This window comes from Pacificispira spongiicola (genome assembly GCF_012926505.1).
In the GTDB taxonomy this organism is placed as follows: domain Bacteria; phylum Pseudomonadota; class Alphaproteobacteria; order UBA8366; family Aestuariispiraceae; genus Pacificispira; species Pacificispira spongiicola.
This window is the reverse complement of record NZ_JABBNT010000001.1, coordinates 221,320-234,599: the sequence shown is the minus strand read 5'-3', so window position 1 is coordinate 234,599 and position 13,280 is coordinate 221,320. Positions and strand designations below refer to the sequence as shown.

Here is a 13,280-nt window from a genome sequence, read left to right as displayed (position 1 = left end):
GAAATCTTACAATATAATTTTCGCTTTGAGGGCTGTCGGGAAAACACTGTACGCGGGTAGGGTATGACAGATTGAGAAACAACCCCCGACATCAAGCGACCGGATCAACAGACAGATGGTCACGATACAAGACTTCTATAAAGCCGCGCGTATTGATCGTGGCAAGTGGACAGGCTGTATAGATCGAGAATGCGCTGGCGCCCGGCTTTGCCCATGGCTTCGCGCATGCTCCGGTCCGCAGCCAACCTTTCCACAGCGTTGGCTATAGCAGTAGGGTCTCGGCGCGGAACGACGATGCCCGCCGGTTCATGGTCCTCGCCGTCGGTTAGCATGCGTGCGGCGTCACCGACATCGGTTGCCACCACCGGAATTCCGCATGCCATGGCTTCGCCGATAGAATTGGACATTCCTTCGCCATAGGCGGAACTCGACACCAGAATGTCGGCGCCGTTCAGAAGGCGCGCCACATCCGAACGGCGGCCAAGACCCTTTAGCGCGGTTTGTTCGGGTAACGCGTCCGTTCCCAGACCCGCAGCATAGAACCTTGCCTTTTTCGAGATTCTGGCCGCCGCCGTTAACGACGCGAAGTCTTTCATCGGGTCGACCCTGGCGACCGTCAGGGCGACGACATCGTCCGGACCGACCTTAAAGTCTTCGATTCGCGCCGTACTCCGAGTCTCGCTGTCTGGGCGGAATAGGTCGGCATTGAATCCGTTGGGAATGACGCCGAATTTCCTACTCGCGTATCCGGCATTCACGTGAACGCCCAACCCGGCGAAAGAATTTGCAATGATTGAATCGACACCGCGCGAGCAAAGGGCCCCCAAACGGATGGCGCGGCGAAGGTTCGGCGGGTAGCGGTCCATATCCATATCCGAACACCGAATTCCCCAAACCAGCTTCGGATATCGGTCGACACCAATCGGCCAGGGAAACCGCAACGCCGCAAAGCAAAAAAGATTAGCGTAATACATCCAGCCGTGAACGATATCCGGTTGGAGGGTCCGGATTTGTCGACGGATTGACCCTATCCAATGCGGCGCGGCACGAAGACCTTCGCCGCCCGCGACTATCAACGGCACGCCGCTGTCTCGTACTTGATCGGAAAATGCCCCGCCGATGCGCAAACACATGACATGGTGCCGAATACCGGGGTCTTTTTCAGAGGTAACCAGATTGACCAATGCGCGTTCCGCGCCGCCGACCTCCAGGTCAACGATCACATGCAAAACAGATACGGTTTCGTCCGCCATGATGAGTTTTTCCGTTCGCTCCAAGACAGGACGTGTTGTCGACCGATTCAGGTCGCCCGTCACGGGTCGCGATACCGTTAAAGAGCGACGTCTTGTCAGAACCGCCAGCCTTCATTTCCTTGGTCAGGGCAGAATACGAGAAAATTGATTGAAGATCTGTTTGTACGACCGGCGGCATGGTGCCGGCCAGAGTGTCCGCAGAGGTTGCGTGACAAGTATTATACCCTTTCGGGAATGGCACGGCTGGCTCCGGTCAACATACCTTCGACCTGTTCGGCGGTGTCGCTGCCGAGCATATCGCGCAGTCTCGCTTCCTGGGCGGCGACGATCGGCTGCAATTTCCGTGTCAGTGCGACGCCGCGATCGGCGGCATAGACCAGGACGCGCCGCTGGTCCGCCGGGTCCGGCGCACGATGGACGAGACCGTTCGCGACCATACGGTCGATCATCTTGGTCAGGGCCGGGTGGTTCATCAGGACCTCGGCGGCCAGTTCGCCCATGGAAAAGCCGTTTCCGTCGGACAGGCGTTCCAGGACACGCCATTGTTCGACGCTGATCCCATGAGGCTGAAGCGTTTCTTCCAGGCTGTTATGGACGAAACGATGCAGTTTCGTGATCAGAAAGGCAATCCGGTCCGTTTGCAGTGCCGTCGTCACGGGCGTCTCCTGGCGTTTCCCTTATGCGACCGCCGAATCGTGCCTGTTGCGCCCGATTTCGGTTTACGCTTAGTATATTTGAATTGGAAAGTTATTGAATGGTTTTTCGGGGAAAGGCAAGTACGACGATCGTGGGGGACCGTCCAGACATGGGGCCGTTTTGGCAGGAATCCGCTCTTCCGGGGTTCAAGGATCGGGTGCACCGGGAAGAAGCCGCGGCCCGCCACGAACACGGGGTCGCGGTGCTGGTTCCCATGGGGGGGGAGGCCGGTATCTGGGGGCCGTCCTGTATTTCCAGCGCCCAACTCGCCATCGCCGAAATCAACCGCACCAACGGCATCGGCGGCAGGCCCGTCGCCCCGCTGTTCCTGAATTCCGACGACAGCAATACCGACGCGCTGGAACGCGAAATCAGTACCTTGCTGGATGACGGCAGTATCCATGCCCTGATCGGAATGAATGTCAGTTCCGTCCGCCAGCGCCTGAACAAAATCCTGCGCGGCAAGATACCCTATATCTACACACCGCTATATGAAGGGAATGAGCGCAGCCCGAACGTCTATACGATCGGGGAGACGCCTGACGATCAATTGCGGCCCGCCATTCGCTATCTATCGGAAACGCTGCGCGTTCGGCGCTGGGCCCTGATCGGCAACGATTACGTCTGGCCCCGGACATCGCATGCCGTCGCGAAGGACAGCATCGCGGCCAGCGGCGGCATCGTGACATTCGACGATTATGTGCCCTTCGGGATCGAGGCGGCGGAGGATCTTGTCGATCGGATCGCGCAGACCAAGCCCGATATCGTGCTGGTATCGCTGGTCGGTCAGGACTCGGTCGAATTCCACCGTGCCTTCGGTCAGCGGGGGCTGGACCGGTCTATCTTCCGGTTTTCGACGGCGGTCGAAGAGAACATCCTGATGGCGGCGGGTGCGGAGAATACCAAACGCCTATTCGCGGCGGCGGCCTATTTCTCCGGCCTGCAAACCCCGGAAAACGAGACGTTCAAGGAACGGTATCAGGCGCAGCATAAGGGCCGACCGCCGGTCCTGAACGCCTTGGGGCAATCGGTCTATGAGGGCATCCATTTTTATGCCGCCATGTTGAACCAGCGGCGGACTGGCACGCCCGGCCCGATCCGGTATCAAAGCGCGCGCGGCGGCTGTTTCCTGTCCAACAACCGCAAGAAGCTGCCGATCTATCTGTCCCGCGCCGATGGACACGATTTCCAGATACTCGACAAAATCTCAGGCTGAACGCGCGGAAGAGCCGGTCCGTCTCGGCCAATTCTCATGTCCGTCATGTTTTCTTTGAATTGGAAAACAAAATACTTGAATTGGAAAATATATCCGCATAATAATTTTCCAATTCAAGAAACGGTAGCTCGACAAAGGGCAAGCCGGACAGGGACAGCTGGGCAGAGGAGGTCGCATTGATTTGGACCATTCTCATTCTTGCGGCCATCGTATTGGTGGTCGTCGGGATTATCATTCTTAATCGGTTCTATGCGAAGGCGACCCGGGATACGGCGCTGATCCGTACCGGCGCGGGCGGACGCAAGATCGTCATCGACGGCGGGGCGTTGGCCTTTCCCTTCCTGCACAAGATAGACCGCATGAACATGCGGTCCCTGCGGCTGCATGTGGACAAGGGCGGCAATGCGTCGCTGATCACCGCCGACCGGCTGCGCGTCGATGTCGGGGTGGAAGTTCATGTGCGGGTCGCCCCGACCGTGGAAGGGATCGCGACGGCGGCACAGACCTTCGGGTCACGGTCGTTCCGCGAAGACGAAATGCAGGAACAGCTTTCCGGCAAGCTTATCAACGCCGTGCAGGGCGAGGTCTCGATCCGCAGCATGGATATGCTGCACGAGGATCGCGCCGGTTTCGTCGACGCGGTCACCGCGCGGTTGGATAAGGCGCTGGCGTCGTCCGGGCTGACGGTGGAATCCGTTTCCCTGGTCCGGCTGGATCAGACCCCTTTCGCTGCGCTGGACGATACCAACGCCTTCAACGCGGTAGGGATGCGCCGGTTGGCCGAACTGGTTTCGGAAAACCGCCGTGCGCGCGTCACGATCGAGGCCGATGCCGATATCGCCATCCGCAAGCGCCAGTTGGAACAGGCAAAAGAACGCCTGTCCATCGAGCGCGAACAGGAAGAGGCGGAAATCGCCAAACGCCTGGATATCGAACAGCAGCGCATCCGCACGGAAACGGAAATTGAAACCGCGCGAACCCGCTCATCCTCCATGACCGAGGAAGCGCGGATCGAACGGGAGCGCGAGGTCAAACAAGCCGAGATCGAACGCGACCTGCATCTGCGCAAACGCGAGTTGGAAGCCTTGAACGAGGTCGAACAGCGCAAGATCGACAATGCAATCCAGATCGAGGCGCGCAAGGCCGAGGAAGTTCTGGAGCAGGCGAAAGCTGAAATGGCGCGGCTGAAGGTCGTGGAAGCGTCGGAAACCGTTCAGACGTCGAAAGACATTGCCGTCGCGGAACGGGCACGCCGCCTCGCCCTGATGCGGGCGGAGGAGGAATCCGATGTCGACGATGCGAAGGTAAAATCGCAGGTCAGTTCCATCCTGGCGCTGGCCAGGGCGGAAAGCGCGGCCGCGGAACTGAAGGGGGCGGCGGAACGCGAACGCATGGTCGCCGAAGCCACCGGAAAACGTGCCCAGATCGAGGCCGAGAACCAGCAGAGCGAGAGCGTCCTGCGGTCGCGGGTCGAGATGTACAAGCTGGATCGCCTGCCGGAAATCACCGCCCAGATGATGAAGCCCGTGGAGAAGATCGAGTCCATCCGGATCAATCAGATCGCCGGACTGGGCCAAGGCGGCAATGGCGGGGGCGGCGGCGACAGCTCGCCCTTCACCCAGGCGCTGGACTCGATTCTCGGCATGTCGGTGCAACTGCCGATGATGAAGAAAATCGGCGAGGAAATCGGGCTCGACTTCGATGCCCAACTCGCCGGACGAACCGCCGATGCGGCAGGACGGGCGGCTGCGGCCACCCGACCCAAGAAAGACACGTAAAAGCATAAGACACCTGAAAATCAGGGTCGACAGGGACGGCTTCAAAACAAGGGACAGAAAGACAATGACGATGAACAGACGTAAATTCCTTTCCACCGGTTCCGCCATCGCGCTGGGGGCGCTTGCGGCACCGGCCATCGCCCGGACGGGCTTTGCCGCCGATACGATCAAGATCGGCTCCTTGCTGGATACATCCGGCCTGTTCGACGCCTACGGGAAGCCGATGGACATGGCGCTTCGCCTGGCTGTCGATGAAATCAACGGCGCGGGCGGCTTGGTCGGTCGCGAGGTCGAAATCATCTCCTACGACACGCAGTCGGACATGGCGCTCTACACGCAATATGCCCAACAATTGGTGCGCAAGGACAAGGTCGATGTCGTGCAAGGCGGGATCCTGTCCGCCTCGCGTGAGGCGATCCGCCCAACGCTGCGCAAGTCCAAGGTGCCGTATTTCTATAACGTTCAGTATGAAGGCGGCGTCTGCGACCGGAATATCGTCATCGACGGCGTGACCCCGGCGCAGCAGAGCGAAATCCTGATGCCCGCGATCATCAACAAATGGGGCAAGAAAATCTACATTCTGGCGGCTGACTATAACTACGGTCAGATCACCGCGCGTTGGATGCAGAAATACGCCCAGGACGCGGGCGGTGAAGTGGTCGCGGTCGATTTCTTCCCGCTGGACGTTTCCGACTTCGGATCGACCATTGCGAAGATCCAAAGCGCCGCGCCGGATATCGTCGTGTCGGCGCTGGTCGGCGGGGCGCATCTGTCCTTCTACCGTCAGTGGGCCGCCGCCGGGATGAACGCGAAAATCCCGATGGCGTCGTCGACCATCGGTGTCGGCAACGAACACAAGGTGCTGACGCCGGAAGAAGGCAACGGCATCATGGTCGCCTACAACTATTCCCCGGAATTGCAGTCCCCGACGAACCTGGCCTTCCTGGAAGCCTGGACGGCGAAATACGGGGACGTCTCCGCGATCCACGAAATCGCGGTTTCCCACTATCAGGGGGTCAAGCTGTGGGCGCAGGCGGTGACCAATGCCGGTACGCCGGATCGGGATAAGATGATCGAGGCCGTGGAAGGCGGCTTGTCGATCGACGGTCCCGCCGGGAAGGTCAGCATCGATCCCAAGACGCATCATGCGATCCTGGACGTGCATCTGATGGAATTTAAGGACCAGAGCCTGAAGGTCATCGAAAGCTTCTCGCAGCGTCCGCCCGTTGACACCCAGGCGGTCTGCGATCTGCAGGCCAATCCGGACGACACGACGCAGTACGAAATCAAAATCTGATAGAGGACGGCGGGGCTTCGGCCCCGCCCGTTTCCAGTCGGCGGGGCCGGTTAGCATCGGCACCGAACGGGTAAGCCTTGCCGTCGGTTTGGCAGGAAAGGACGCACAGTGGATCTCGCGGTCGTCGTCATAATCCAGATCGTTTATTCGGTCGCCCTGCTGGTCCTGATCAGCAGCGGCCTTGCGATCGTCTTCGGCATGATGCGCGTCATCAATTTGGCGCATGGGGAATTCATGATGGTCGGCGGTTATGCCACCATCGTTTCGGTCAATGCCGGGTTGAACGTCTATTTTGCGATGTTGGTGGTCGCGCCGCTGGTCGTCGGCATTCTGGGCCTGATCGTCGAACGATTGGTCATTCGGCATCTGTATGGCCGATTGGTCGATACCATGCTGGCGACCTGGGGGTTGAGCCTGCTGCTGATCGGGCTGGCGACGTTGATATTCGGCAATACGACGACCGGGATTTCCCCGCCCATCGAAGGTTTCCCGATCGGCGATTATCAGGTCAACGGGTACAATCTTTTCCTGATCGTGATGACGGTGCTGATCGTCGGCGCGGTTTATGCCGTGCTGTCGGGCACGCGGTTGGGCCTGATCGCGCGCGGCACGATGCAGCGATCCGACATGGCGGACGCGCTGGGCTACAATCCGGACAAGGTCTACATGGTCACGTTCTTCGCGGGGTCGGCCTTGACGGGGCTGGCGGGCGGGTTGTTGTCGCCGCTGGTCGGGATCGTACCGACGGCGGGGGCACAGTTCATTGCGAAGGCCTTTATCACCGTGATATCCGGCGGCGCGTCGGTCATCGCCGGGCTGCTGTCGAGCGCCACGCTGTTCGGGCTCGTATCCCAGGCATTCACCTTCCTAGTCGATTCCATGGTCGGCGAGATCGCGCTTCTGGTCGCCGCCGTGGTTCTGCTGCGCTTGCTGCCGCAAGGCATTACCGGCCGCTTCTTTAAAGGTGGTCTGTGATGGTCGGGGGAGAGTTCCGTAAAACACTCGCCGTCATCGTCGTTGCCTTTGTCGCAATGCTGATCGGGCCGTCGCTGATCGACAGTTACACGCTCACCGTCCTGATCATTTACGGCATGTTGGCGCTCAGCCTTGGCCTAATTTGGGGCTATGGCGGTATCCTGTGCTTCGGCCAAGCGGTGTTCTTCGGCCTGGGGGCCTATTCCTATGCCATCGCCGCCACAAATATCGGCGAAAGCACCGTGCCGTTCCTGCTGGGCATCGCGATTCCCTTCGCCTTCGCCTTTCTGTTGGGCGCGATGATGTTCTATGGGCGGCTGTCTGACGTTTATCTCGGGGTCATCACGCTGGTCGTGACGCTGATCTTCTACAAATTCGTCAATTCGACGGCGGGGCCGGAATATGTGATCGGCAATGCACGGCTGGGCGGGTTTAACGGTATCCCCGGTTTCCAGACTCTGAACGTTCCGGGCGATCCCGGCGCATATATCTACGATATCGATTTCTATTACTTCTGCGGCGTCGCGCTGCTGGTCGTCTATGCCCTCGTGCGCTGGTTACTGGCCAGTCCCTTCGGTCGGGTCGCCGTCGCCATTCGCGAGAACGAACAACGCGTCGAACTGATGGGCTATGATGTGCGGTTCCGCAAAACCGTTCTATTCGCCGTCGGCGGCGCGATTGCGGGCCTGTCCGGGACCTTGTTCGCGTCCTGGGCGGAAATCGTGACGCCGGGCATGTTCTCCCTGGCGCAATCGGCGGAAATCATCATCTGGTGCATCGTCGGGGGGCTTGGCACGCTGGTCGGGCCGGTCGTCGGGGCGATGGCTTTGGCCTATCTAAAATTCCTGCTGGGTCAGCAGTCCTTGGTCGATACGACGCTGGTCTTCGGCTTGATCCTGGTCCTGTCCGTCCTGTTCCTGCCGCGCGGTGTCGTGCCGACGCTGGGCCTGTTGGGTCGCAAGCGTCGGGGCGGCGGGTCGTCGCGCCGCAGGGCCGGTCGTGGCAGGTCGGGAAGAGGCCGCCGTGCCATGCAAGAGGATGCTGCGAAGGAGGGCGCGGATGTCTAGCGTTCTGGAGACACGTGGCCTGACCATGCGCTTCGGCGGGGTGACCGCTGTCGATACGGTTGATTTCAACCTTCAGCGCAAGGAGCTGCGGTGCCTGATCGGCCCGAACGGGGCGGGGAAGAGCACCTTCTTCAAATGCCTGACGGGACAATTGAAACCCAGTGACGGGCAAGTCTTCATCGACGGGGCGGAAACGACCGGATGGGACCCGCATCAGGTCGCAAGGCTGGGCGTTGGGATCAAAACCCAGGTGCCCAGCGTCATGGACGGCCTGTCGGTGCGCGAGAATATCTGGCTGGCCGCGAACCGGACTCATGGTCGCGAACAAGCCCGGCACCGGGCCGCCGACGCGATCGAGCGGCTGGACCTCGGTACTATAGCGAATTCGGAGGTTGGGCGCCTGTCCCATGGCGAACGCCAGCGGGTGGAGCTGGGCATCGTCATTGCGGGCGAACCCTGGCTGATCCTGCTGGACGAACCCGCGGCGGGCATGACGGCGGAGGAGGTCGACCGCATGGCCGACATCATTGTCGATCTCAACCGCGAGGCCGCGATCATCATTGTGGAGCATGACATGCAGTTCATCCGGTCCATCGCCCGGAAAGTGACCGTCTTCAGCCAAGGCCGCATCCTGATGGAAGACGATGTCGATGCGGTGATGCAGGACCAACAGGTGCGCGACGTCTATCTGGGGAAAAAGGCATGAGCGACGTGATGACCGATGCCGTCCCGGATATTGCCCTGGAAGTGCGTTCCCTGGCGACGGGGTATGGCCGTATTCCGGTTCTGCATGGGATCGATCTTTCCATCGCACATGGGGAAATCGTCGGCATCCTGGGCCATAACGGCATGGGGAAAACGACGCTGCTGAAGACCCTGATGGGGTTCCTGCCCGCGCGGTCGGGCAGCATCCATCTGGACGGGGAACAGATCACGCGGCTGAAACCGCATGAACGGTCCCGGCGCGGATTGGGCTATATCCCGCAGGGGCGCGGTATCTTCCCGAAACTGTCGGTGCGGGACAATCTGCGCCTCGCCTGGCAACAGGACGGTGAGGGGAGCGAGGAAGAGGCGCTGGATTCCGTGCTGTCCGACTTCCCGCGCATCCGCCGTTTGCTGGACCGGGACGGCGGCGCGCTGTCCGGCGGGGAACAGCAATTGCTGGCCCTGGCGCGCGGCTTGATGGCCGATCCGTGGTTGTTGCTGCTGGACGAACCGACGGAGGGGATCCAGCCCAGCATTATCGAGGAAATGGAAGAAACCCTGCTGGCCCTGCGTCAGCGCCATGGCCTGACCATCCTGCTGGTCGAGCAGAACTTCGATTTCATCAGCGCCCTGGCCGACCGGGTTCTCGTTTTGGAACGCGGGAAAATCACAGCCGAGTTCGACGCCGCCGGATTGACGGATTCCCGCGAGATCGAGGAATTTCTGGGGTTCGGCGGGGTGCGCCGGACGCGCGGTGCGGGAACGCCGGCATCCCCCGTGGCGTCCCGGGCGGCGGCCGCCGCCACCCCGATTCCCTATTCACCTTTACCGGATTTATCAGCCGGTTACCGCAGCGACGGGGCGATGGTCCCGACGCGGCCGGAACCGCAGCAGTCCGCCCGGATCGATGCCGGGCCAACGGAGGTACGCATGAGCGTCAGACGTCCCACCCTCGACCAGATGCGCAAGGTCGTGCAGGGCCTGTATATGTCCATGGATGATCGGGAGATCATCGACTACATGACGATCATGGAAGACACGTTCAAGGCCTATGACGTCGTCGATTCCCTGCCCGACAACCTGCCGAAGGTTAAATATCCGCGCACCCCCGGATACCGACCGAGCGGCGCGGAAAATCCCATGAACGCCTGGTACTACAAGGCGGAAGTGCGCGGTGCGGCGGGCGGCCCGCTGGAAGGGAAGAAGGTCGTTCTGAAGGACAATGTCTGTCTTGCCGGGGTGCCGATGATGAACGGCGCATCGACGCTGGAAGGCTACACCCCCGATGTCGACGCGACCGTGGTGACGCGCATCCTGGATGCGGGCGGCACCATCGCCGGCAAGGCGCATTGCGAATATTTCTGCCTATCCGGCGGCAGCCATACCAATGCGACCGGTCCCGTGCACAACCCCTATCGTCACGGTTACATCGCCGGGGGATCGTCGTCCGGTTCCGGGGCGCTGGTCGGGGCGGGCGAGATCGAAATGGCCATTGGCGGGGACCAGGGCGGATCGATCCGCATGCCCGCGTCCTTCTGCGGCGCCTATGGCATGAAGCCGACGCATGGTCTGGTTCCCTATACCGGCATCATGCCGATCGAACCGACGATCGACCATGCCGGTCCGATCACGTCCACGGTCCGCGACAATGCGCTGCTGCTGGAAGTGATCGCGGGCGAGGACGGTTTGGACCCGCGCCAATATGCGCCGCGCGTCGATAAATACACACAGGCCCTCGGCCAGGGTGTCAGCGGCCTGCGCATCGGGATCGTCAAGGAAGGGTTCGACCTGCCGAATTCCGAAACCGATGTGGACGACAAGGTCCGCAGCGCGGCGGAAAAATTCCGGTCCATGGGCGCAACGGTGGAGGAAGTATCGATCCCCATGCATCAGATGGGCTTGGCAATCTGGACGCCGATCGCGCTGGAAGGCCTTGTGGATATCATGATGCATGGGAACGGTTTCGCGACCGGTTGGAAGGGGCTCTATGTGATCAGCCTTCTCGACTACCACGCAAATTGGCGTAGCCGTGCCGACGAATTGTCGAAAAGCCTGAAGATTTCGATGTTCGTGGGCGAATACATGCTGAAGCATCATCGCGGCCATTACTATGCGAAGGCGCAGAATCAGAGCCGCCTGCTGCGTCGCGCCTATGACGAAGCGCTGGCGAAGTACGACATTCTTCTGATGCCGACGATGCCGATCAAGGCGCAGCCGATTCCGGCCGCGGACGATCCATTGCATATCCATATCCAACGAGCCTTCGAAATGGTCGGCAACACGGCGCCTTTCGACACGACCGGTCATCCGGCGATGAGCGTGCCGTGCGGTTTGGCGCAGGGCCTGCCCGTCGGAATGATGCTCATCGGCAAACACTATGCGGAAAGCACGGTCTATCGCGCGGCGGCGGCGTTCGAATCCCTCGGCGATTGGCGATCAATGTAACGGGCGCGGCAACGAGGATTTCCCGGGAGGAAGCGATGTCCATTCTATCGGAATCCCTGGCGGAAGGATTGTCTGCCAGTCTGTTGCGAAAAGAGGTGGGGCGGGCGCCGGTCGCGGCGGTGCGGTTGGTCGATCTAGCGCCACGGGACGGCAAGTCCTATGTCGCGGGCGATCGTACCGTGCCGCTGCGCCGCGCTACGGTGCCGCAGATATTTGCGGAAACGGTGGCGCGGTTCGGCCCACGCGACGCGGCGATCTTTCCGGAAAGCGGTGTCCGCTACACCTATTACGATCTGGACCGGGAAGTGGACGCGCTCGCCAGCGGGTTGCTTGCCTTGGGCATCATGCCCGGCGACCGCGTCGGTATCTGGTCGCCGAACCGGCCGGAATGGCTGATCACCCAATTCGCGACGGCGCGGATCGGCGCGGTCCTGGTGACCATCAATCCCGCCTATCGCCTGTCGGAGGTCGAATACGCCCTGAATAAGGTCGGCTGTAAGGCGCTGATCACGGCTGAATCGTTCAAGTCGTCGGACTATATCGGCATGATCCGGGAACTGGCCCCGGAACTGGCCGATTGCCGGGCCGGGGCATTGGCGTCTGAAAAACTGCCGCATCTTCACATCGTCATCCGCATGGGGGATGAGAAGACGCCGGGCATGCTGTCGTTCAAGGATGTCGGTCGGCTGGGCGGCGCGGCGCAGCAGATGCGGTTGAACGCGATCACCGCGTCCCTGGACCCGGACGATCCGATCAATATTCAATTCACCAGCGGGACGACCGGCGCGCCGAAGGGCGCGACCCTGACTCACTACAATATCGTCAACAATGCCCGCTTCACGGTTGCCACCATGGGCTTTTCGGAAGCGGATCGCCTGTGCATCCCCGTGCCGCTGTATCATTGTTTCGGCATGGTCCTGGGCACATTGGGCTGTGTGTCTGCGGGGGCGGCAATGGTCTTTCCCGGCGCGGGGTTTGAGCCGGGGGCGACCCTGGCCGCCGTCGGCGCGGAACAGTGCACGGCGCTGTATGGGGTGCCGACCATGTTCACGGCGATGCTGGACCGCCCGGATTTCGACACGTTCGATACGTCCAGCCTGCGTACCGGGATCATGGCCGGGGCGCCATGCCCGATTGAGGTCATGCGCCGTGTCGTGCGCGATATGAACATGGCGCAGGTCACCATCGGTTACGGCATGACGGAAACCAGCCCGATTTCCTTCCAAAGCGGCGTCGATGACGCGCTGGAAGACCGTGTGGCGACAGTGGGCCGCGTCCATCCGCATGTCGAAGTGAAGATCGTCGACGGGGAAGGGCGGACGGTTCCGGTCGGGGAGCAGGGGGAACTGTGCACGCGGGGCTACTCCGTGATGCAGGGCTATTGGGCCGACGACGGTCAGACCCATGCCGCCATCGACCGGGCCGGATGGATGCATACCGGCGATCTGGCGACCCTCGACAAGCGGGGCTATTGCCGCATCGTGGGCCGGGTGAAGGACATGATCATCCGGGGCGGGGAAAACATTTATCCGCGCGAGATCGAGGAATTCCTGCACCGCCATCCCGACGTGTCGGAAGTCCAGGTCTTCGGCGTGCCGGACGATACCTATGGCGAGGAAGTCTGCGCCTGGATCGTGCCGCAAGCGGGCGCCACGCTGACCGAAGCGGCGGTGCTGGCCTACTGCAAGGGCCAGATTGCGCATTACAAAGTCCCGCGCTTTATCCGGTTCAAGGAGGCCTTGCCGATGACCGTGACCGGCAAGGCGCAAAAGTTCGCGATGCGCGATGCGATGATCGAGGAACTGAAGGGTAAGACCGCGCATTGAGGCGGTGCCGCCGTTGCCTAAG

At 61.1% G+C, this 13,280-nt stretch carries 10 protein-coding genes; 8 read left to right on the top strand and 2 right to left on the bottom strand.

Features of this window, described 5'->3' with window-relative positions:
* Nucleotides 1-119 precede the first annotated feature (119 nt).
* Together HH303_RS01165 and HH303_RS01160 are read right to left on the bottom strand one after the other, a co-directional pair.
* Nucleotides 120-1,253, bottom strand: coding sequence for a glycosyltransferase (locus HH303_RS01165; RefSeq protein WP_169623375.1), 1,134 nt, complete (start codon nt 1,251-1,253; stop codon nt 120-122).
* A gap of 218 nt (nt 1,254-1,471) precedes the next feature.
* The gene (locus HH303_RS01160; RefSeq protein ID WP_169623374.1) at nt 1,472-1,909 is read right to left on the bottom strand and encodes a MarR family winged helix-turn-helix transcriptional regulator; all 438 of its coding nucleotides are present in this window, start codon (nt 1,907-1,909) and stop codon (nt 1,472-1,474) included.
* A 98-nt stretch (nt 1,910-2,007) separates the two neighbouring features.
* Between HH303_RS01160 and HH303_RS01155 the strand changes: the two genes are divergently transcribed.
* From HH303_RS01155 to HH303_RS01120, 8 genes are all read left to right on the top strand, one after another.
* Nucleotides 2,008-3,165 (top strand): substrate-binding domain-containing protein, encoded by a 1,158-nt coding sequence (locus HH303_RS01155; protein ID WP_169623373.1) that lies wholly within the window; start codon nt 2,008-2,010, stop codon nt 3,163-3,165.
* A 176-nt stretch (nt 3,166-3,341) separates the two neighbouring features.
* Nucleotides 3,342-4,943 (top strand): flotillin family protein, encoded by a 1,602-nt coding sequence (locus tag HH303_RS01150; RefSeq protein ID WP_169623372.1) that lies wholly within the window; start codon nt 3,342-3,344, stop codon nt 4,941-4,943.
* Nucleotides 4,944-5,013: 70 nt separating this feature from the next.
* On the top strand, nt 5,014-6,240 hold the full coding sequence (locus HH303_RS01145) for an urea ABC transporter substrate-binding protein (protein ID WP_227421454.1): 1,227 nt from the start codon (nt 5,014-5,016) through the stop codon (nt 6,238-6,240).
* A 108-nt stretch (nt 6,241-6,348) separates the two neighbouring features.
* Nucleotides 6,349-7,215, top strand: a complete 867-nt coding sequence (locus HH303_RS01140; protein WP_169623370.1) for a branched-chain amino acid ABC transporter permease — start codon at nt 6,349-6,351, stop codon at nt 7,213-7,215.
* On the top strand, nt 7,215-8,282 hold the full coding sequence (locus HH303_RS01135) for a branched-chain amino acid ABC transporter permease (protein ID WP_169623369.1): 1,068 nt from the start codon (nt 7,215-7,217) through the stop codon (nt 8,280-8,282). The genes HH303_RS01140 and HH303_RS01135 overlap by 1 nt, the downstream gene beginning before the upstream one ends.
* On the top strand, nt 8,275-8,988 hold the full coding sequence (locus HH303_RS01130; protein WP_169623368.1) for an ABC transporter ATP-binding protein: 714 nt from the start codon (nt 8,275-8,277) through the stop codon (nt 8,986-8,988). Before HH303_RS01135 ends, HH303_RS01130 begins: the two co-directional genes overlap by 8 nt.
* The gene (locus HH303_RS01125; protein WP_227421453.1) at nt 8,985-11,432 is read left to right on the top strand and encodes an amidase; all 2,448 of its coding nucleotides are present in this window, start codon (nt 8,985-8,987) and stop codon (nt 11,430-11,432) included. Before HH303_RS01130 ends, HH303_RS01125 begins: the two co-directional genes overlap by 4 nt.
* A 35-nt stretch (nt 11,433-11,467) precedes the next feature.
* On the top strand, nt 11,468-13,258 hold the full coding sequence (locus HH303_RS01120) for an AMP-binding protein (RefSeq protein ID WP_169623367.1): 1,791 nt from the start codon (nt 11,468-11,470) through the stop codon (nt 13,256-13,258).
* Nucleotides 13,259-13,280: the final 22 nt, after the last annotated feature.